Origin of the sequence: Streptococcus suis (assembly GCF_046032115.1) — a bacterium.
GTDB lineage: Bacteria > Bacillota > Bacilli > Lactobacillales > Streptococcaceae > Streptococcus > Streptococcus suis_AJ.
Genome location: NZ_JARQOZ010000002.1, coordinates 1 through 19,006, shown reverse-complemented (window position 1 = coordinate 19,006; position 19,006 = coordinate 1). Strand labels below are relative to the sequence as shown.

Annotated in this window: 18 protein-coding genes and 2 pseudogenes; 15 read left to right on the top strand and 5 right to left on the bottom strand. The window is 40.1% G+C overall.

Annotated features, from left to right (window positions below; all coding sequences use genetic code 11):
• Positions 1-143: 143 nt before the first annotated feature.
• Positions 144-1,097: an IS30 family transposase gene (locus P7J36_RS01225; protein ID WP_408562423.1), complete on the bottom strand. Its 954-nt coding sequence runs from the start codon at positions 1,095-1,097 to the stop codon at positions 144-146.
• 645 nt (positions 1,098-1,742) lie between these two features.
• Between P7J36_RS01225 and P7J36_RS01220 the strand changes: the two genes are divergently transcribed.
• The 4 genes from P7J36_RS01220 to P7J36_RS01205 are packed head-to-tail and all read left to right on the top strand — an operon-like array spanning position 1,743 to position 5,459.
• Positions 1,743-2,702, top strand: coding sequence for an ABC transporter substrate-binding protein (locus tag P7J36_RS01220; RefSeq protein WP_408550986.1), 960 nt, complete (start codon positions 1,743-1,745; stop codon positions 2,700-2,702).
• A gap of 23 nt (positions 2,703-2,725) precedes the next feature.
• Positions 2,726-3,700: an ABC transporter substrate-binding protein gene (locus P7J36_RS01215; protein ID WP_408550987.1), complete on the top strand. Its 975-nt coding sequence runs from the start codon at positions 2,726-2,728 to the stop codon at positions 3,698-3,700.
• A 55-nt stretch (positions 3,701-3,755) separates the two neighbouring features.
• Positions 3,756-4,649 (top strand): ABC transporter permease, encoded by an 894-nt coding sequence (locus tag P7J36_RS01210; protein ID WP_002940642.1) that lies wholly within the window; start codon positions 3,756-3,758, stop codon positions 4,647-4,649.
• 9 nt (positions 4,650-4,658) lie between these two features.
• On the top strand, positions 4,659-5,459 hold the full coding sequence (locus tag P7J36_RS01205; protein ID WP_002940641.1) for an ABC transporter ATP-binding protein: 801 nt from the start codon (positions 4,659-4,661) through the stop codon (positions 5,457-5,459).
• A gap of 355 nt (positions 5,460-5,814) precedes the next feature.
• Here P7J36_RS01205 and aroB read toward each other — a convergent pair whose 3' ends face one another.
• Genes aroB through P7J36_RS01185 form a run of 4 tightly spaced genes read right to left on the bottom strand, consistent with a single transcriptional unit; the run spans position 5,815 to position 9,882 of the window.
• Complete coding sequence (aroB, locus tag P7J36_RS01200) at positions 5,815-6,882, bottom strand: 3-dehydroquinate synthase (protein ID WP_408550988.1); 1,068 nt, start codon at positions 6,880-6,882, stop codon at positions 5,815-5,817.
• A 12-nt stretch (positions 6,883-6,894) separates the two neighbouring features.
• The gene (locus P7J36_RS01195) at positions 6,895-7,764 is read right to left on the bottom strand and encodes a shikimate dehydrogenase (protein ID WP_099876618.1); all 870 of its coding nucleotides are present in this window, start codon (positions 7,762-7,764) and stop codon (positions 6,895-6,897) included.
• Positions 7,765-7,809: 45 nt separating this feature from the next.
• A complete protein-coding gene (locus tag P7J36_RS01190) occupies positions 7,810-8,835 on the bottom strand; it encodes a 3-deoxy-7-phosphoheptulonate synthase (RefSeq protein WP_408550990.1) in 1,026 nt (341 codons plus the stop codon).
• Between the two features lie 9 nt (positions 8,836-8,844).
• Positions 8,845-9,882 carry a 3-deoxy-7-phosphoheptulonate synthase gene (locus P7J36_RS01185; protein ID WP_408550991.1) on the bottom strand — a complete coding sequence of 346 codons (1,038 nt, stop codon included), beginning with the start codon at positions 9,880-9,882 and terminating at the stop codon, positions 8,845-8,847.
• Between the two features lie 274 nt (positions 9,883-10,156).
• Between P7J36_RS01185 and aroA the strand changes: the two genes are divergently transcribed.
• The 11 genes and pseudogenes from aroA to arr all read left to right on the top strand — a co-directional run bounded on the left by aroA (position 10,157) and on the right by arr (position 18,815).
• Positions 10,157-11,437 (top strand): 3-phosphoshikimate 1-carboxyvinyltransferase, encoded by a 1,281-nt coding sequence (aroA, locus tag P7J36_RS01180; protein ID WP_408550993.1) that lies wholly within the window; start codon positions 10,157-10,159, stop codon positions 11,435-11,437.
• 8 nt (positions 11,438-11,445) lie between these two features.
• Positions 11,446-11,937, top strand: coding sequence for a shikimate kinase (locus P7J36_RS01175; protein ID WP_408562422.1), 492 nt, complete (start codon positions 11,446-11,448; stop codon positions 11,935-11,937).
• Positions 11,928-12,755 carry a prephenate dehydratase gene (gene pheA, locus P7J36_RS01170; protein ID WP_029180463.1) on the top strand — a complete coding sequence of 276 codons (828 nt, stop codon included), beginning with the start codon at positions 11,928-11,930 and terminating at the stop codon, positions 12,753-12,755. The genes P7J36_RS01175 and pheA overlap by 10 nt, the downstream gene beginning before the upstream one ends.
• 11 nt (positions 12,756-12,766) lie before the next feature.
• Positions 12,767-14,089, top strand: coding sequence for an LCP family protein (locus tag P7J36_RS01165; RefSeq protein WP_408550995.1), 1,323 nt, complete (start codon positions 12,767-12,769; stop codon positions 14,087-14,089).
• 67 nt (positions 14,090-14,156) lie between these two features.
• Positions 14,157-15,515, top strand: a complete 1,359-nt coding sequence (rlmD, locus tag P7J36_RS01160; RefSeq protein WP_408550996.1) for a 23S rRNA (uracil(1939)-C(5))-methyltransferase RlmD — start codon at positions 14,157-14,159, stop codon at positions 15,513-15,515.
• A gap of 624 nt (positions 15,516-16,139) precedes the next feature.
• Positions 16,140-16,310 carry a hypothetical protein gene (locus P7J36_RS01155; RefSeq protein ID WP_002941306.1) on the top strand — a complete coding sequence of 57 codons (171 nt, stop codon included), beginning with the start codon at positions 16,140-16,142 and terminating at the stop codon, positions 16,308-16,310.
• Between the two features lie 108 nt (positions 16,311-16,418).
• Positions 16,419-16,502 (top strand): 23S rRNA methyltransferase attenuation leader peptide, encoded by an 84-nt coding sequence (locus tag P7J36_RS01150; RefSeq protein ID WP_001814874.1) that lies wholly within the window; start codon positions 16,419-16,421, stop codon positions 16,500-16,502.
• Between the two features lie 100 nt (positions 16,503-16,602).
• Positions 16,603-17,364, top strand: a pseudogene (erm(B), locus tag P7J36_RS01145) (23S rRNA (adenine(2058)-N(6))-methyltransferase Erm(B)); the annotation flags it as partial.
• Positions 17,365-17,533: 169 nt separating this feature from the next.
• Positions 17,534-17,755: pseudogene (locus P7J36_RS01140) on the top strand (topoisomerase DNA-binding C4 zinc finger domain-containing protein); the annotation flags it as partial.
• 26 nt (positions 17,756-17,781) lie between these two features.
• On the top strand, positions 17,782-18,420 hold the full coding sequence (locus P7J36_RS01135; protein ID WP_024411463.1) for a Vat family streptogramin A O-acetyltransferase: 639 nt from the start codon (positions 17,782-17,784) through the stop codon (positions 18,418-18,420).
• Positions 18,381-18,815 (top strand): NAD(+)--rifampin ADP-ribosyltransferase, encoded by a 435-nt coding sequence (gene arr, locus P7J36_RS01130; protein ID WP_347879609.1) that lies wholly within the window; start codon positions 18,381-18,383, stop codon positions 18,813-18,815. The genes P7J36_RS01135 and arr overlap by 40 nt, the downstream gene beginning before the upstream one ends.
• Positions 18,816-19,006: the final 191 nt, after the last annotated feature.

Genomic DNA, 19,006 nt, shown 5'->3' with positions numbered 1-19,006 from the left:
TGTGCAAGCAATCTAGGGGACTGTTTCAAGTCAATGCTAGAAATTAAGTTATAGCTGCGGCTGTTGATAGATCGTTTTATAGCTAATAATATAGGGGGTTATTTTTAGAAAAATTCGAAAAAACCCCAAATTTCAAGTTGAAGTTAGCCACCCAAAAGAAATTCACTTGGCGACTTGTAGTCCAAGCATTTTTTAGGGTAGTTGTTAATCCAATTTTCGATAAAAGCGACTTCTTTCGGAGTCGTTTTCTTGGTTCCTTTAGGTAACCATCTCCGAATCAATCGATTATGATTTTCATTTGAACCTCTCTCCCATGAAGAGTAAGCATGTGCGTAGTAGATATGTTCCTCAGGAAATACCTCAGACAATCGTTTGAACTCCGAACCATTATCTGCAGTAATGGACAGAATACGATGCTCCCCTAATAGTAACGTAAGCGCCTGATTGACAGATTCAGCAGTTTTATTTGGAATTAATCGTATAATTTGGTGTCTGCTCCGCCGGTCGGTTAAGACTAACAGGCAATAATTTTTTATCTTAGTCAGTAGGACGGTATCAATTTCATAATGACCATTTTCCAAGCGAAGATTAATAACGTCAGGACGTTCTTCGATAGATTTACCAGCCGGCTTAAAGTTCGGACTAGCTTGCTTCTTGACACCTTTCCTTTTTCTGGGATAAAGCATGTCGGCCTTCGTCAATCCTAAATGACCATTATGAAACCAATAGTAGATAGTTGAAATACCAACTTTCACTTGCTTCTTCTTAACCATCATTTCAGGCGAAAATTTTTGCTTATGATAGTGTAAGATATTCTCTCTGATTTCCTTTGTTAGAATTAACTTTTTCACCGACCGTTTTCGATTGGATTGGTAAACAGTTTGTGCGTAATCGGCAGAATAAACTTTTTTGTAGACCCCTTTTCGCACTTGTTGTAAGGTTGTCCCACGCTTAATTTCATTGTGAATTGTTTGAGGAGCCTTTCCAAGCAAGCCTGCAATTTCACGATTTGACTTATTTTCAAGTTTCCACCGCTCAATCAAGCGACGGTTATCTATTGTCAAATGTTTCCCTTTTAGTGTATAATACTTTTGCATCTCTGTGCCTTTCCTTGTGTTTGTGGTGAACAACAAGTATAGCACAGAGGTGTTTTCTTATACCTTAAATCACATTTCATTTGACAACAGGAACCCTTGAACCTGTTTTTTCAGCTAAACCAAGGCTATAATTAGCCTTGGGCAACTAGCCTAACAGCTTCAAGCCTGTTATCAAATGAAATCATCAACTTACTCAAACATAGTGAAACATCTAATTTTTGACTAAGGTAAGGTGGCTAACTTCATTATAGAACTTTCGAAATTCGAAAAAACTTGAAAAATCTGAAAATTTACGCAATTTCCTATTGACAAATAATTTGAAAACAGTTATGATAGTTACAAATAAATGAGAAAGGGAAACAGAGATGTTACAAATGTGTCAAAATCATTCAGCTAATCATACTTATTTCTACGGCTATTTTAGATAGTGTTTGTAGACATGGTAAACATGGATGCAAACACGGGAACGTAAAGTTTGTATCTATGTGGCTGTAGCTATTTTGACATGTGCCCATAGATGATACATCTAAATGGCACGGATAATTCATTCTGTTTTCCTATACAGATGAAATATAAGGACCGTTTAGAGTGTAGTCTAAGCGGTCCTTTCTTGTTTGCTATTATATTTATAAAAGGAGAATAATCATGGGATTTAAAAAAATTATACTTAGTTCAGTAGCACTTTTGTCAGCAGTAACGCTTGCTGCATGCAGTTCCAATTCGTCAGATTCAAGTTCGGTCAATGTTGGTATTATTCAATATGCTGAACATGAAGCATTGACCTCAGCTCGTGAAGGTTTTGTAGAGGCACTCGAAGAAGCAGGCTACAAGGAAGGTGAAAATCTGACGATTGATTTGCAAAATGCCCAAGGTGATCAAGCAAACTTACAGACAATGGTTGAGAAATTGGCAGGGAAAAATGATCTTAACTTTGCCATCGCAACACCGGCAGCCCAAGCCATGCTTAATGCAGATAGTGAAACATCAAGTGTATTCACAGCTGTAACGGATCCAGTTGAAGCAGGCTTGGTGGAATCCCTAGATGCCCCAGGTGGGACCATGACGGGATCGACTGATGCAACTGATGTGGAAGGTCAAATCGAGATGTTGCTCAAAGTTGTACCAACTGCGAAGACTGTCGGTATTTTCTACAATTCTAGCGAGGTAAACTCAGAAGTCCAAGCTGAGCAGGCTAAAAAAGCACTCGAAGCAAAAGGTGTAAAAGTAGAAGTGACAACAGTTACGACGACAAACGATGTTCAGCAAGCTATTACTTCACTTGCAGGAAAAGTCGATGCTATCTATCTTCCAACTGATAATACAGTTGCCTCTACAGCTTCAACAATCGGTGATATTTTAAAAGAAGCAAAAGTTCCAGCTATGGGAAGTGATGCGGCAGTTATTGACGCAGCTCTATTTACCTACGGTGTAGACTACCATGCTATCGGTGTTCAAGCTGGTGAATTGGCTGTGAAGATTTTGAAGGGTGAAAAGCCTGCTGACTTAGCAGTTGAAAAACCAAATACAGCAGCTATTACCGTCAATGAAGAAATGGCTAAAGCTGTTGGTATTGATGCAGCGACTATAAAAGCATTAGAAGAGTAAAATATTTAGGAGAAGAAACGTTTATGTATTATAAGCTAGTAAAAAAATTGGCAACTATTTCAGTAGCAAGTATGGGTTTGCTAACACTTGCAGCTTGTTCCTCATCATCAGAACAAGCTTCCTCAGATGTGGTCAAAGTTGGAGTTCTCCAATATATGGAGCATGAATCATTGACAGCTGCCCGTGAGGGTTTTGTGGCGGAATTAGAAGCAAATGGCTATAAAGAGGGTGAAAAATTGGTTTTGGATTATCAAAATGCCCAAGGTGATCAAGCTAACCTTCAAACCATTTCAGAACAATTAATCGATGAAAACGATATTGTCTTAGCAATCGCTACGCCGTCTGCCCAGAGTTTAGCGACTGTGTCTACTGAAACGCCGATTGTCTTTACTGCGGTTACAGATCCCTTGTCAGCTGACTTGGTAGAATCCATTGAAAAACCAGGTGGACTGTTGACAGGTACTTCTGATCAAGCTCCAATTGACAAACAGGTTGAGTTGCTAGGACAAGCTGTTCCGAATGCAAAGACAGTTGGTATTTTGTACACTACTAGCGAACGTAATTCAGAAGTCCAGGTAGAGCAAGCTAGGGAATTGCTAGAAAAAGCAGGTTATAAGGTAGTGGTAAAAGGAATCACTTCGACTAATGAAGTGCAAGATGCGACAACAAGTTTGATGAAGGATGTAGATGCTCTCTTTATTCCAACAGACAATACTGTCGCTTCAACCATGACCATGATCGGTGAATTATCTGTGGAGCATAAGGTTCCAGTAATCGGTGGTTCAACGGACATGGTGGATGAAGGAGGTCTTTTGACTTACGGTACCAACTATGAAGCTTTAGGTCGTCAAACTGCAAAAATGGCTATTAAGATTATCGAAGGAGCCAATGTGTCAGAAACAGCGGTAGAATACCCAGAGACCGTCAGTCTTCACGTTAATGAAGAAATGGCTCAGAAATTAGGTATCGATACTTCTAAGCTTGCTGTATCTGAATAAGATCGGTAAGTATAGAACCTAGTATTGACTACGAATTTAGAAAAAGGAGAAAATCGTGGATATTATTTTATCAAGTATCTCGCAAGGCTTGCTTTGGTCAGTTATGGCGATTGGTGTTTACTTGACGTTTCGTATTTTAGATATTGCTGATATGACAGCTGAGGGGTCTTATCCGCTTGGAGCTGCTGTTTGTGCGACAGGGATTGTGAACGGAGTGAATCCCTTACTGGCAACCTTTATGGCTATGGTAGCTGGTATGGGTGCAGGCTTGATTTCTGGTTTACTTCATACAAAACTAAAAATCCCAGCCCTTTTGACTGGTATTGTAACCTTGACAGGTCTCTACTCCATCAACTTGAAAATTTTGGGTAAGGCCAACGTAGCTCTACTTAAGCAAGAAACTCTAGTGACGCAATTGCAGGATTTCGGTTTGACAAAAACAAATGCTGTTTTGGTCATCGGTCTGGTCTTTGTACTTGCAGTTGTGGGCCTATTGACGCTCTTGCTCAATACACAAATTGGTCTAGCTATTCGTTCAACAGGGGATAATATTCCAATGAGTGAGGCCAATGGTATCAATGTAGACAATATGAAAATCTACGGCTATATGTTGTCGAATGGTCTAATTGCCCTTTGTGGTGCTCTTCTTACTCAGAATAATGGCTATGCGGATTTGAACTCTGGTACAGGTACCATTGTTATCGGTCTAGCATCTGTCATTATTGCAGAAGTTATCTTGCGTAACTTACGCTTGGGTTGGAGACTCCTATCGGTTGTTCTCGGTGCGGTTGTTTACCGTTTGATTATCTTAGCGATTTTGGAAATTCCAGGTATGGATGCAGACCTTGTTAAACTCTTCTCAGCTATCCTTCTGGCAACCGTTCTCTATGTGCCAGAATTGCAGAAGAAATTGAATATTCGTCGTCCAAAATTGAATGGAAATGCTTAGGAGGAAGTCATGTCTACAATTTTATCAATTCAAAATATTCATAAAACCTTCGAAGCTGGAACAGTTAATGAAAACCATGTTCTTCGTGGGTTGAACTTAGATGTGAAAGAAGGGGATTTTATCTCTATCATCGGTGGTAATGGTGCTGGTAAATCAACTTTCATGAACTCACTTGCAGGTGCTTTGACGGTTGATTCGGGCGATATTTTGCTTGAAGGTAAATCCATTAAGCATGTCTCAGCTGCCAAACGTTCTAAGGATATCAGCCGTGTTTTCCAAGATCCTAAGATGGGAACAGCCTCTCGCTTGACCATTGAAGAAAATATGGCTATTGCTTATCGTCGTGGATTGTCACGTGGTCTTGGTTGGGGTGTGAAGGATAGTGAACGTGCTATTTTTAAGGAAGCCTTGAAAGAGCTTGGTCTGGGACTAGAAAACCGTATGAAAGTGGACACGCAATTTCTTTCAGGTGGTCAACGTCAGGCTCTGACCTTGATGATGGCTTCGCTGGTTAAACCAAAAGTTCTGCTCCTGGACGAACATACTGCTGCCCTGGATCCAAAAACCAGCGATATGGTTATGGAATTGACCAAGAAAATCGTGGAAAGCCACCAGTTGACAGCTCTGATGATTACGCATAATATGGAAAATGCCATTGAATATGGAAATCGTTTGGTCATGTTGCACCGTGGTCAGATTGTTGTCGATGTAGAAGGAGAAGAGAAGAAGAACTTGACCGTTCAAAACTTGATGGACCTTTTCTACAAAAACAGTGGTGAAAAGCTAACTGACGATGAGATGATTTTATAAAAAAATAAGACTACTGATGATTTTTGAATCAGTAGTCATTTTTCTTATATCGTCATTTAGTTGACTTTTATTACTTCGACGTGAGAGGAAACTCCGTTTCCTGATTTCCAACTTCAAACACTCTACTGGATTGTTTGAACTGGCCTTGCCTGATTTTGCAAAAACGACTTACTCCGCTCTTTTATCTCCCACCTTGCACAGTCCATTGACTGTGCAAGCAATCTGGGGGATACGAATAGTCCAGTGGACTATTCGTACCTGAGCCTGAAAACAAAAAAGCGAAGTACATCAGCTGGTCGCCTAGAAACAAGAAAGCATTGAGTTATACCTGCGGCTTTTGATGTGAACTAAAAGACTATACTTGTAGAAATTCTAGCATTTCTTCCATTGGAATTTGATGGATGGCAGCCTGTCCCAATTGAGGGACGATGACGAGTTTGATGGTCTTGCCACGTGCTTTTTTATCGTGAGTTAGGGCGGCGTATAATTCATCTACATTCCAAGGCTGGTGTGTAGTCGGCAAGCCGAATTTTTCACACATGGCGATAATCTTTTCTGTCATACCAGCTGGCATCAGTCCTTTTTTCTCAGCTGCGCATGAGATTTGTACCATACCGATGGCAACAGCTTCACCATGCATGACCTTGCCGTAGCCAGCGGTCGCTTCAATAGCATGTCCAATCGTGTGACCGAAGTTGAGGTAGAGTCTGACACCGTTGTCTAATTCATCTTCGACAACAACCTTGCGTTTGACTTCACAGGAGTGGTAGACGATATAGTCAGCATGCTCCAGAATGCTCTCGACAGAGCCGTCTAATTGGTCTAGGGTTTCCCAGAGCTCCACATCATCTATTAAGCCATATTTGACAACCTCGCCCATTCCTTCAATCAATTCTCGTTTACCTAGGGTTTTGAGAGTGTCAGGGTCAATGAGAACGCCGTCTGGCTGGCAGAAGGTGCCCACCATATTTTTGGCAAATGGGGTGTTCACGCCAGTTTTTCCCCCGATAGAAGAATCGACTTGGGCAGTTAGGCTGGTTGGAATTTGTAGGAAATGGATACCACGCATATAGGTAGAAGCGACAAAACCTGCCAAATCACCAACGACTCCCCCGCCGAGAGCAATGATTCCATCACTTCGTGTCATACCATTTTTTACGAGAAATTCGTAGGCCTGGTTGACGGTATCAAGATTTTTTGAGGCTTCACCTTCTGGAAATTCAAAAGCAATGGTTTCAAAACCAGCTTGTTCCAAGCTTGACTGTACTGTTTCACGGTAGAGTGAGCCAACGTGATCATCTGTAATAATGGCGATTTTCTGAGGTTTCCAAAGTTCTTTGACCCATGTACCTGTCTGTGCTAAACTTCCTCTTTGGATAAGGATGTCGTAGGGAGTGTTGGGAAGATTGACGGTCAGTTTCATCAGATTTCCTCTCTATTTTATGTCGTATTTCTGGACTAATTGATCCCAAATCAAGTCAGTCGGCATTTCTTTTCCAGTCCAGGTTTTGAAGGCTTCGGCTGCTTGGAAAAGAAGCATGCCCAATCCGTTAATAGTAGGATTGCCTTGTGACTGGGCAAGTTTCAATAAAGGTGTTTCAAATGGTTGGTATATGATGTCCGAAACCAAGAGTTGTTCTGGGAATTCTAGGTTGGCAGGGATAGGTAGAGAAACGCCATCCATACCGACACTGGTACCGTTGACCAACAAGTCTGATTTGGTAATTTCTTCTTGCATCAACTGGCTATCATCGTTGACTAGAACCTTCATAGGCACTCCAGTAGCTTGAGCAATTGGTGCAATACTCGCCTGTGTTCTTTCCAAGCTTTGTTGGCGGCAGAAAATAGTGATTTCCTTTGCCCCATCTAGAGCGGCCTGAGCAATGATAGCGGTAGAAGCACCACCACCTCCAAGGATGGTTAGGCGTTTGTTGTCTACTTGAAATCCTCTTAAATTTTCCAAGCTCTTGAAAAATCCAATGCCGTCAGTATTGTGCCCTATTAGCTTTCCATCCTGATGAATAACTGTATTGACAGCACCAATCAGTCGAGCTGCTGGGGTTAGGTCATCGAGATACGGGATGACAGCCTGCTTATAGGGCATAGAAAGATTGATACCAAACATATCATAGCGTTTGATATTTTCAAGCGTAACAGCCAAGTCTTCCTCTGGAATTTCCCAAGCGACATAGACACCGTTTACACCTGTTTCCTTAAAAGCCAGATTATGAATGAAGGGGGAAATGGAGTGTTTGATTGGATTTGCAACAACGGCAGCAAGACGAGTGTAACCATCAATGTTCATAGCTTACCTCCAAATTATTTATTCTATAAAAAATTAAGGAAAGAATTAGACAGTTTGATGAATTTCACGAATCAGGGCTTCCGTTTTATCCCAGCCCAAGCAAGGGTCGGTAATGGATTTGCCAAACACCTCAGGGCTATCTTGACGGCCGTCTTCCAAGTAGGATTCAATCATGAAACCACGGACATATTTGCGAATGGCTTCATTCCAATCACGGTTGATGAGGGTTTGACGGACGATACGGATTTGTTCCAGGTAGTTTTTACCAGAATTGTCGTGGTTGGTATCAATTACGATAAATGGATTTTTAAGACCAAATTGTTCATACTGTTTGATGGTTTTCAAGAGAATATCATAGTAGTAGTTTGGTTCATAACCGCCCTTTTCAGTATTGGCACCACGAAGGATAGCATGAGCTAGAGGGTTCCCATCTGTATCAACTTCTGCGTCGCGGTAAATAAAGTTCTGTTTGTTTTGTGCGGCGTAGATAGCATTGAACATAACGGTCAAATTACCAGAAGTTGGGTTTTTCATACCAGTTGGCATATCGACACCTGATGCAACAAATCTGTGTTCTTGGTCTTCAACCGAACGTGCTCCGATAGCATGGTAGGACACCAAGTCTTCCACAAGAGGGTAGTTGGCAGAGTAGAGCATTTCATCAGCAGTTGTGAGTCCGGTCTCAGTAATGACACGGTAATGCAAATTACGAACGGCTGCAATTCCGTTAATGAGGTCTGGTAATTTAGAAGTATCTGGCTGATGAACCAGTCCTTTATAGCCTTCCCCATTGGTACGTGGCTTAGCTGTGTAAACCCGCATGACCATGAAGATTTTATCTTTGACTTCCTCTTGAAGCTTAGAGAGACGACGTGCATACTCTAGAACGGCCTCTTCATTATCTGATGAGCAAGGACCGATAACCAAGAGTAGACGGTCATCTTCGCCTCGGATAATTCTTTTCAGTTCTTCATCGCGCTGATTTTTGGCAGCTAGAAAGTCTCCTTCGAGCTTTGAAAGCTCTTTTACTTTATTAATGTCTAAACTGGTGCTACGTTTGTGAATTCCCATAATATCTTCCTATCTGTTGTAAATTTCTCGGATGAGTTCTTGTGTTTTTTCCCAGCCTAAGCAAGGGTCTGTGATGGATTTTCCATAGACATCTGGATTGTCTTGGCGACCGTCTTCAATGTAGGATTCAATCATGAAGCCGCGAACGTAGTTACGAATGGATTCGTTCCAGTCACGGTTGATTAAGGTTTGACGGACGATACGGATTTGTTCCAAATAATTTTTCCCAGAATTGTCATGGTTGGTATCGATAATAATAAATGGATTTTTCAAGCCAAATTGGTCATAGAGCTCAATGGTTTCTAGAAGATTGTCATAGTAGTAGTTTGGCAAATATTTACCGTTTTCATCGACTGCGCCACGAAGGATAACGTGGGCAAGTGGGTTGCCAGATGTTTCAACTTCCGTATTATTGAATAGGAAAGATTGTTTCTTCTGAGCGGCAAAAAGACCGTTGAACATGACTTTAAGATTTCCAGATGTTGGATTTTTCAAGCCTGTTGGAACATCGATGCCTGACGCTACAAAGCGGTGCTGCTGATTTTCAACCGAACGAGCTCCGATAGCGATGTAGGAAACCAAGTCATCAACCAAAGGCAGGTTTTCAGGATAGAGCATCTCGTCAGCAGTAGTTAAACCTGTTTCCGTAATGACACGATAGTGGAGGTTACGAACTGCTTTGATTCCGTTGATGAGGCTTGGTGCAGCATCTGTATCTGGTTGGTGCATGAGTCCTTTATAACCATCACCATTGGTACGTGGTTTGGCAGTATAGACGCGCATGACCATGAAAATTTTATCTTTGACCTCTTCTTGGAGCTTGGCCAAGCGGTGAGCATAATCTAAGACAGCCTCTTCATTGTCAGAAGAACATGGTCCAATTACTAGGAGAAGACGATCATCTTCACCTTTTAAGATAGCTTCAAGTTCACGGTCACGGGCTTGTTTTTTAGCAAGTGTTTCTGGAGAAAGTTTTGAATGTTCTCGTACTTGATTGATGTCAATTTTTTCGCTGATTGGTGTAAACAATAGGTCTTCCTCTTTCATTTATAGATTTCTCAATTATACCATTATTTTTAAGAATTTAAAACCAATATTCATGATTTTGTGTAAAATTTACAGTAAATTCTGAATATTTTATATAAAGAAAATTTAAGAAATTTTAAGAAATTTTACTTACAATAGGTTAACGATTTTTGATTCATACACTTTGGATAAAAATGTAATGGAAATTGATTTTTTTGCAAGTCATTGTCATAAAAATCAGAAAATATTTTATAAATATGATAGAATGGAAGTAATACTAGTTTGAGGTAAGGATATGAAATTAAGAAAAAACGTAGAAGAACTACAGGGTGTGATTCGTGTCCCAGGTGATAAATCAATCAGTCATCGTTCTATTATTTTTGGTTCCCTTGCAAAAGGTGTTACCCGTGTCCACGATATTTTGCGTGGAGAAGATGTCTTGTCAACCATGCAGGTCTTTCGTGATTTGGGTGTGAAAATTGAAGACAATGGTGACATTGTTGAAGTACACGGTGTTGGCTTTGATGGTCTTCAAGCACCCAAAAATGATTTGGATATGGGAAATTCTGGAACCTCGATTCGTTTGATTTCAGGCGTTTTAGCAGGTCAAGATTTTGAAGCGACTATGTTTGGTGATGATTCCTTATCCAAACGTCCTATGGACCGAGTGACTATTCCACTCAGTCAAATGGGAGTAGAGATTTCTGGACAAACTGAACGTGATCTACCTCCGTTGACCATCAAAGGGAATAAGAATCTAAAACCAATTCGCTACCGACTCCCTGTAGCCTCTGCCCAAGTAAAATCAGCTCTGATTTTTGCTGCCTTGCAAGCTGAGGGAGAGTCGGTCATCGTAGAAAAAGAGTTGACTCGAAACCATACAGAAGATATGATTATCCAGTTTGGTGGACAGTTGGAAGTCAATGGCAAGGAAATCCGCATCCAAGGTGGTCAGGAGTTTATTGCTCAAGAGATTACAGTTCCAGGAGATATTTCAAGTGCTGCCTTTTGGTTGGTTGCTGGCTTAATCGTACCAGGTTCAAAAATTGTCCTTGAAAATGTGGGAATCAATGAAACTCGGACTGGTATTTTAGATGTCATTAAAGCTATGGGCGGTAAAATGACTCTTTCTAACATAGATGAACTTGCAAAATCTGCTACCATTACAGTTGAAACGTCGGAATTGAAGGCTACGGAGATTGCAGGCGAATTGATTCCTCGTTTGATTGATGAGTTGCCAATTATTACCTTACTAGCGACTCAAGCACATGGAACAACGATTATTCGTGATGCTGAGGAGTTGAAAGTTAAAGAAACGGATCGTATTCAGGTTGTTGCAGATGCTCTAAATAGTATGGGAGCAACTATTGAACCAACAGAAGATGGTATGATTATTCACGGACCAACTGCTTTACATGGTGCTGAAATCAATACATTTGGTGACCACCGTATCGGTATGATGACCGCCATTGCCGCCTTGTTGGCCAAAGATGGAGAAGTTGTATTGGAAAGAGCAGAAGCTATCAATACTAGCTATCCTGCCTTCTTTGAACACTTAAATAGTTTGATGGATTAGGAGAACGTATGCCAATCGTTTTACTTGGATTTATGGGAGTTGGAAAAACAACAACAGCACATTTGTTAAATCTCCCCGTTTACGATATGGACCATATCATTGAAGAACGGATTGGTATGCCTATTGCTGACTATTTCAGTCTTGAAGGAGAGGCTTCGTTTAGACAACTGGAGACAGAGGTGTTGAAAGAATTGCTGGACTTACCTAGTAATTGTATCGTGTCAACTGGTGGTGGGGTGATTAAATCTGAAGTAAACAGGGAATTGCTGTTGGCAAATAGGGAGGACAATGTACTTCTTACTGCCTCCTTTGAAGTTTCTTATCAGAGAATTCGTAAGGATAGACAGTCGCAAAGACCTCTCTTTTTACAGTGTAGTAAGGAAGAGTTTGAATCCCTCTATCGTGAACGAATGGCACTTTATCAAGGTTTAGCCGATACTGTAATCGATACAGATAAACTGAATCCAGAACAAGTAGCAAGGAAAATTTTATGCAAGTAGCCTATCTAGGACCTCGTGGTTCTTTTACACATCAAGTGGCCCAGCAGGCCTTTCCGACTGCGGATTTGCAGGCTTTTGAAACGATTACAGAGGTTATCAAGGCCTACGAAACGGAGGAAGTTACCTATTCCGTTATTCCAGTAGAGAACTCGATTGAAGGTAGTGTTCATGAAACGATTGACTATCTCTTTCATCAGGCGGAGATTCATGCGGTTGCAGAGATTGTTCAACCGATTGCCCAACAACTGTTAGCCACGAGTGCCGATAAGGCTGTAGAGGTTATCTATTCTCATCCGCAGGCAATTGCTCAGGGGAAGAAATATATTCAGGAACATTTTCCTCAGGCTCGTATTGAAATAACAGCTAGTACAGCCTATGCTGCTCGCTTTGTGGCAGAACACCCTGAACAACCATTTGCGGCAATTGCTCCGCAAGCGGCAGCTGTTGAATATGGACTGGAGGTAATTGCGCAAGACATCCAGGAAATCAGCGAGAATTTTACACGTTTTTGGATTTTGGGGGATAAGGCTCCGTCTATTGCCCTGGAACAAGTAGCTAAAAAAGTCAGTCTTGCACTGACATTGCCAGATAACCTGCCAGGAGCCTTGTATAAGGCCATGTCTGTTTTCTCATGGAGAGGAATCAGCTTAACAAAAATAGAAAGCCGACCCCTGAAAACGGCTTTGGGTGAGTATTTTTTCATACTGGATCTTGACAATCAGTCTGAGGAATTATTAGCCTATTCTCAAAAAGAATTGACTAGTTTAGACATAACCTATAAAGTACTAGGGAATTACCTGGTCTATATGACCAGCTAGGATGAAGACAGATGAATAAAAACAATAATATCCTAACCCATCATGAACAATTGAGGTTAGATTATTTGCAAAAAAATATCCACTACTTAAATGACAAAGAAAGTCGTGAGTTGGATTATCTATTATATAAAAAAGAGCTGAGAGAACGGCATGGAAGTCCAAGGCAATCTCTACGTAGCTTCACACCAACGGCTTACGAAGATGACTTCGAGGAAGATTATTTTGAAGAGGATGATGAGCAAGAGGAACTGTTGCCTCGCTATCCTGAACGTAAATCCAGAAAAACAAGACAAGCCAAACCTCAACGGTTTCAGTCTCCTCGTATCGAGCCCAAAGCGAAAGTACCTAAACCTAAAAAAGCTCGTAAAAAGGGTGGTTTCAAGCGCTTTATTAGTTTCGTATTGCTTGCTATAGCGCTAGTGATTGTAGCGATGGGCTATAGTTTTTTCAAAGGTATGAATAGCGTGAGTGAGAAGCCAGTAGCTGAGGTCTTCAACGGCGTAGATACATCGAATGGGACAAATATTTTAATTTTGGGAACAGACGGTCGTGTTGGCGAAAGTTCAGGTGAAACTCGAACGGATACCATCATGGTTCTAAACGTGAATAACACGGATAACAAAATCAAACTTGTTAGCTTTATGCGGGATACCTTGGTGGATATTGAGGGATATGAATATAAACTCAATACTGCCTATACTTTGGGAGAACAGGATAATCAGCAGGGAGCAGAGGCTGTACGTCAAGTATTGAAAGAAAATTTTGACATTGATATCAAGTACTATGCGATGGTGGATTTTGCAACCTTTGCGACGACGATTGATACACTTTTCCCTGAGGGTGTAACGATTGATGCACAGTTTTCAACTATTAATGGTGAAGTCGTTAGCTCAGTAGAAGTGCCGAATGATTTACAGCTGGAAGAAAATGCTCCTGCTTATCAAACGATTCAGGTCGGTGTACAGCAGATGGATGGTAAGACCTTGCTTAACTACGCGCGCTATCGTTCGGATGATGAAGGCGATTTTGGTCGTACGAGACGTCAACAGGAAGTGTTATCTGCTGTTATGACACAAGCTAAAAATCCAATGAAACTATTCTCTGGTTCCGAAGCTATAGGTAAGGTTGTGGCCATGACTCCGACAACAGTGCCACAAAGCTTTATGTGGCTACAGGGACCAGGCCTTCTATTGGATGCGGCAAATGGTATCGAACGTGTTACAATCCCAGAATATGGAGACTGGATTGACGACTATGATATGTATGGCGGTATGGCTTTACGTGTCGACTTTGAAAAATACCAACAACGTCTTGCCGATTTGGGTTTCCGATAGAAAATATGATATACTAGAAAGTGACTTCGGTCACTTTTTTTAGTGCCCAAATTAGAAAGTAGTAACTATGTTAAAGAAGAATGATATTGTTGAAGTAGAAATTGTAGACCTGACCCATGAGGGACAGGGGGTTGCCAAGTTGGATGGTTTTGTCTTTTTTGTAGACAATGCTCTTCCAGGCGAGAAAATTTCCATGCGAATTTTGAAGCTCAAAAAAAATATTGGTTTTGGAAAGGTGGAAGAATGGCAGAGCTTCTCACCAGACCGTAATCAGGACTTGGATTTGACCTATCTGAGAACGGGTATTGCAGACTTGGGGCATTTGAATTACCCAGCCCAGCTTGAATTTAAGAAAAAGCAAGTTGAAAATAGTCTGCGCAAGATTGCGGGCATTTCAGAGATAGAAGTAGAACATACTCTTGGTATGGACAGTCCACTTGCCTATCGAAATAAGGCGGCAGTTCCTGTTCGCCGAGTTAATGGCCAATTGGAAACTGGTTTTTTCCGTAAGAACTCGCATGATTTGGTACCGATTGAAGATTTTTATATCCAGCATAAGGAAATCGATGCTTTGATCCTTGTGACTTGTGATTTATTGAGAAAGTTAGACTTGAAGCCTTACGATGAGAAAGAACAGACAGGACTGATCCGCAATATCGTCGTTCGTCGTGGTCATTATTCTGGCCAGTTGATGCTCATTTTGGTCACAACTAGACCAAAGATTTTCCGTGTTGAAACACTTATTGAGCGTTTGACAAACCAGTTTCCAAATCTAGTTTCTATTATCCAGAATATCAATGATCAGAATACCAATGCGATTTTTGGACAAGAATTCCGACTGTTGCATGGCAGTGAAACCATTGTCGACACCATGTTGGGCAATGAATTTGAGATTTCAGCTCCGTCATTCTATCAAGTCAATACAGAAATGGCGGAAAAACTCTACCAGACTGCTATTGATTTCGCAGAATTGTCGACAGATGATGTCGTGATTGATGCCTATTCAGGTATTGGGACAATTGGTCTCTCCTTTGCAAAACAAGTAAAGCATGTTTACGGTGTAGAAGTCGTTGAAAAGGCTGTCCTTGATAGTCAGAAGAATGCTGCTCGAAATGGGATTGATAATGTTACCTATGTCTGTGATAGCGCTGAATCCGCTATGCAAAAATGGGTGGCAGATGGAGTCAAGCCAACTGTGATTTTTGTCGACCCACCACGAAAAGGTTTGACAGAAAGTTTTATCAAAGCAAGTACTTCTGTAAAACCAGAGAAAATCGTTTATATCTCTTGTAATGTGGCAACCATGGCGCGTGATATTAAACTTTATGAGGAATTGGGGTACAAATTGACGAAGGTACAGCCGACTGATTTATTTCCAAATACGCATCACATAGAAGTAGTCGGTTTGTTAGAAAAACGCATTTAGGTTGTCCAGCTTGCTTACCTGTTTTCCGGCAAGCTGCTTCAAAGGTCCACTGGACCTTTGAACTCCCCAATACGCATCACGTTGAGGCAGTATCACTGCTTGTACGAGATGATTTATCATCGAAGTAAAAGCAGATGTTCTGCCCATGCGATAGCTGTCGGAGAGTGAGGAACGTAGTGACGATATGATGCGGTAACAGCGAACCGCTGAGTGTGTTGCTCTGCTCGTAAATGAGTAGAAACCTTTGAACGAAAGCATAAAAAGCCTTGGAGACAAGGCTTGAGCTTTGGGGTGGGTAAGTATCAGAGTGAGAAAATTTTTGGAATGAGTAGAAGTGATAGCTAGAAATTATCAGTTTCTATTTCCATTTACCCTGTGGGTACGTGTTTGTTTCCATTGACAAGGAGTTTGTGGGAATAGAAATGTACCCACCTTGTTTGAATCAAGTGAAGTGTAGTTGAAGGAAATCTGTTGAAAGCAATACTTCATTTTACCGAATAAGTAATAATTTAGGCAACTTCAAATCGATTAAAAAAAACTATTTTAAAGGTTAAGAGTAGACAAAAATTGTCCACTCTTTTTTGTAAACTCAATTTATCAATAAATGAAATGAGGGAATGTAAAATGAAATATTTTGAGGTTGAGTTAGAAAATCCTGATGAATTTTTAAAACTACAAACAGAAGATTTTGTGAAAGCTAATCGCTTGCTACTAAGGAAGATAATCCAGAGCGTTACAGTCTATGAAGAACACTTCGTCATATCCTTTAAATCTGGCATCGAATTGGAAGTATGAGACTCATTCCATAACTTTTATATTGAACATATCATCTTGTTGTGTTATACTATAAATTGAAGTTAAATTAGATGCTAAAAATTTGTAATTAAGAAGGAGGGATTCGTCATGTTGGTATTCCAAATGCGTAATGTAGATAAAACATCTACTGTTTTGAAACAGACTAAAAACAGTGATTACGCAGATAAATAAATACGTTAGATTAATTCCTACCAGTGACTAATCTTATGACTTTTTAAACAGATAACTAAAATTACAAACAAATCGTTTAACTTCTGTATTTGTTTATAGATATAATCACTTCAGGAGAGATTACATGAACAAAAATATAAAATATTCTCAAAACTTTTTAACGAGTGAAAAAGTACTCAACCAAATAATAAAACAATTGAATTTAAAAGAAACCGATACCGTTTACGAAATTGGAACAGGTAAAGGGCATTTAACGACGAAACTGGCTAAAATAAGTAAACAGGTAACGTCTATTGAATTAGACAGTCATCTATTCAACTTATCGTCAGAAAAATTAAAACTGAATACTCGTGTCACTTTAATTCACCAAGATATTCTACAGTTTCAATTCCCTAACAAACAGAGGTATAAAATTGTTGGGAATATTCCTTACCATTTAAGCACACAAATTATTAAAAAAGTGGTTTTTGAAAGCCATGCGTCTGACATCTATCTGATTGTTGAAGAAGGATTCTACAAGCGTACCTTGGATATTCACCGAACACTAGGGTTGCTCTTGCACACTCAAGTCTCGATTCAGCAATTGCTTAAGCTGCCAGCGGAATGCTTTCATCCTAAACCAAAAGTAAACAGCGTCTTAATAAAACTTACCCGCCATACCACAGATGTTCCAGATAAATATTGGAAGCTATATACGTACTTTGTTTCAAAATGGGTCAATCGAGAATATCGTCAACTGTTTACTAAAAATCAGTTTCATCAAGCAATGAAACACGCCAAAGTAAACAATTTAAGTACCGTTACTTATGAGCAAGTATTGTCTATTTTTAATAGTTATCTATTATTTAACGGGAGGAAATAATTCTATGAGTCGCTTTTGTAAATTTGGAAAGTTACACGTTACTAAAGGGAATGTAGATAAATTATTAGGTATACTACTGACAGCTTCCAAGGAGCTAAAGAGGTCCCTAGCGCCTACGGGGAATTTGTATCGATAAGGGGTACAAATTCCCACTAAGCGCTCGGGACCCCTTGTAGGAAAATGTCCTAAGTGTGGCAACAATATTGTATTAAAAAAATCGTTTTATGGTTGTTCAAATTATCCTGAATGTACCTTCACTTTAGCTGAACATTTTAGAAAGAAAAAACTCACCAAAACAAATGTAAAAGAATTACTAGAGGGAAAAGAAACCCTGGTAAAAGGAATCAAAACGAAAGATAGAAAGTCCTACAATGCCAAGGTAATGAAGTAATTAAAGATTAAAGGAGCTAATATTTTATGATAGGACCAGATAAGAAAAAACTTTATCCAAATGAAAATATAAAGACGGTTTGTTTTATAAGCAATCTACCTAAAAGACCCAATGTGGAGATTGGGGAATATACCTATTATAGCGATAATAAAAAAACACCGGAGAAATTTTATGATAATATAGAGCACCATTACGAATTTCTAGGGGATAAACTTATAATAGGAAAGTTCTGTGCAATTGCAGAGGGTGTTAAGTTTATTATGAATGGTGCAAATCATAGAATGGATGGAATTACAACCTATCCCTTTAATATCTTTGGCCATGGATGGGAAAAGGTGACTCCTACAATTGAACAACTTCCTTTTAAGGGAGATACAGTGATTGGCAATGATGTATGGATAGGTCAAAATGTTACCATTATGCCGGGTATTAAAATTGGTGATGGTGCGATTATTGCCGCTAATTCAACAGTAGTGAAAAGTGTTGAGCCATATACAATATATGGTGGGAATCCAGCTAAGTTTATCAAAAAACGCTTTAGTGACGAAAAGATTGAATTCTTGCTAAAGCTACAATGGTGGAACTGGAGCGAAGAGGAAATATTTAATAATCTTGAAATGTTAACATCCAAAGCAGGGTTAGAGCAATTCATGAAAAATTCCTAGACTTGGGGTCTTTCTACCACGGCACAAAAGCCGACTTGAATCTGGGGGGATTGTTGGAACCCGGTTATAGCTCTAATTATGGGGAGCAAAAGAAGGCCAACTACGTCTATCTGACCGCGACACTAGATGCGGCTATATGGGGAGCTGAACTTGCGGTGGGCGATGAACCTGGTCGGATTTATATTGTAGAGCCTACTGGTACCTTTGAGAATGATCCTAATTTAACTGACAAGAAGTTCCCGGGGAATCCGACAAGGTCTTACCGCACCAAGTCACCGCTACGAGTAGTAGGCGAAGTGTTGGATTGGGATGGACACGCTCCAGAGGTGCTCCAGAACATGTTAGATAACCTTGAGAAGCTAAAGCAGCAGGGTATCGAGGCAATTAACGACTGATAACGTGATAATAGATAAATTAAAGTTGTTATACAGAGAAATCTAGCTGGTAAATAAGAACTTAATAAAGGGAGATTTTATGAATAAAAAAGAGATTGTAACCAAGGAAAACTTGGTTCTGTTGCAAAGTTTTAAATAAAGAATAAAATCCCTTACGGTATCTATGATTTAAGCTGGGATTCCCAATAATA

Bases quoted from the DNA above. Each gene is read 5' to 3' on its own strand.
- P7J36_RS01225 (WP_408562423.1), bottom strand. From the start codon at position 1,097: ATGCAAAAGTATTATACACTAAAAGGGAAACATTTGACAATAGATAAC.
- P7J36_RS01220 (WP_408550986.1), top strand. From the start codon at position 1,743: ATGGGATTTAAAAAAATTATACTTAGTTCAGTAGCACTTTTGTCAGCA.
- P7J36_RS01215 (WP_408550987.1), top strand. From the start codon at position 2,726: ATGTATTATAAGCTAGTAAAAAAATTGGCAACTATTTCAGTAGCAAGT.
- P7J36_RS01205 (WP_002940641.1), top strand. From the start codon at position 4,659: ATGTCTACAATTTTATCAATTCAAAATATTCATAAAACCTTCGAAGCT.
- aroB (WP_408550988.1), bottom strand. From the start codon at position 6,882: ATGAAACTGACCGTCAATCTTCCCAACACTCCCTACGACATCCTTATC.
- P7J36_RS01195 (WP_099876618.1), bottom strand. From the start codon at position 7,764: ATGAACATTGATGGTTACACTCGTCTTGCTGCCGTTGTTGCAAATCCA.
- P7J36_RS01190 (WP_408550990.1), bottom strand. From the start codon at position 8,835: ATGGGAATTCACAAACGTAGCACCAGTTTAGACATTAATAAAGTAAAA.
- P7J36_RS01185 (WP_408550991.1), bottom strand. From the start codon at position 9,882: ATGAAAGAGGAAGACCTATTGTTTACACCAATCAGCGAAAAAATTGAC.
- aroA (WP_408550993.1), top strand. From the start codon at position 10,157: ATGAAATTAAGAAAAAACGTAGAAGAACTACAGGGTGTGATTCGTGTC.
- P7J36_RS01175 (WP_408562422.1), top strand. From the start codon at position 11,446: ATGCCAATCGTTTTACTTGGATTTATGGGAGTTGGAAAAACAACAACA.
- pheA (WP_029180463.1), top strand. From the start codon at position 11,928: ATGCAAGTAGCCTATCTAGGACCTCGTGGTTCTTTTACACATCAAGTG.
- P7J36_RS01165 (WP_408550995.1), top strand. From the start codon at position 12,767: ATGAATAAAAACAATAATATCCTAACCCATCATGAACAATTGAGGTTA.
- rlmD (WP_408550996.1), top strand. From the start codon at position 14,157: ATGTTAAAGAAGAATGATATTGTTGAAGTAGAAATTGTAGACCTGACC.
- P7J36_RS01155 (WP_002941306.1), top strand. From the start codon at position 16,140: ATGAAATATTTTGAGGTTGAGTTAGAAAATCCTGATGAATTTTTAAAA.
- P7J36_RS01150 (WP_001814874.1), top strand. From the start codon at position 16,419: ATGTTGGTATTCCAAATGCGTAATGTAGATAAAACATCTACTGTTTTG.
- P7J36_RS01135 (WP_024411463.1), top strand. From the start codon at position 17,782: ATGATAGGACCAGATAAGAAAAAACTTTATCCAAATGAAAATATAAAG.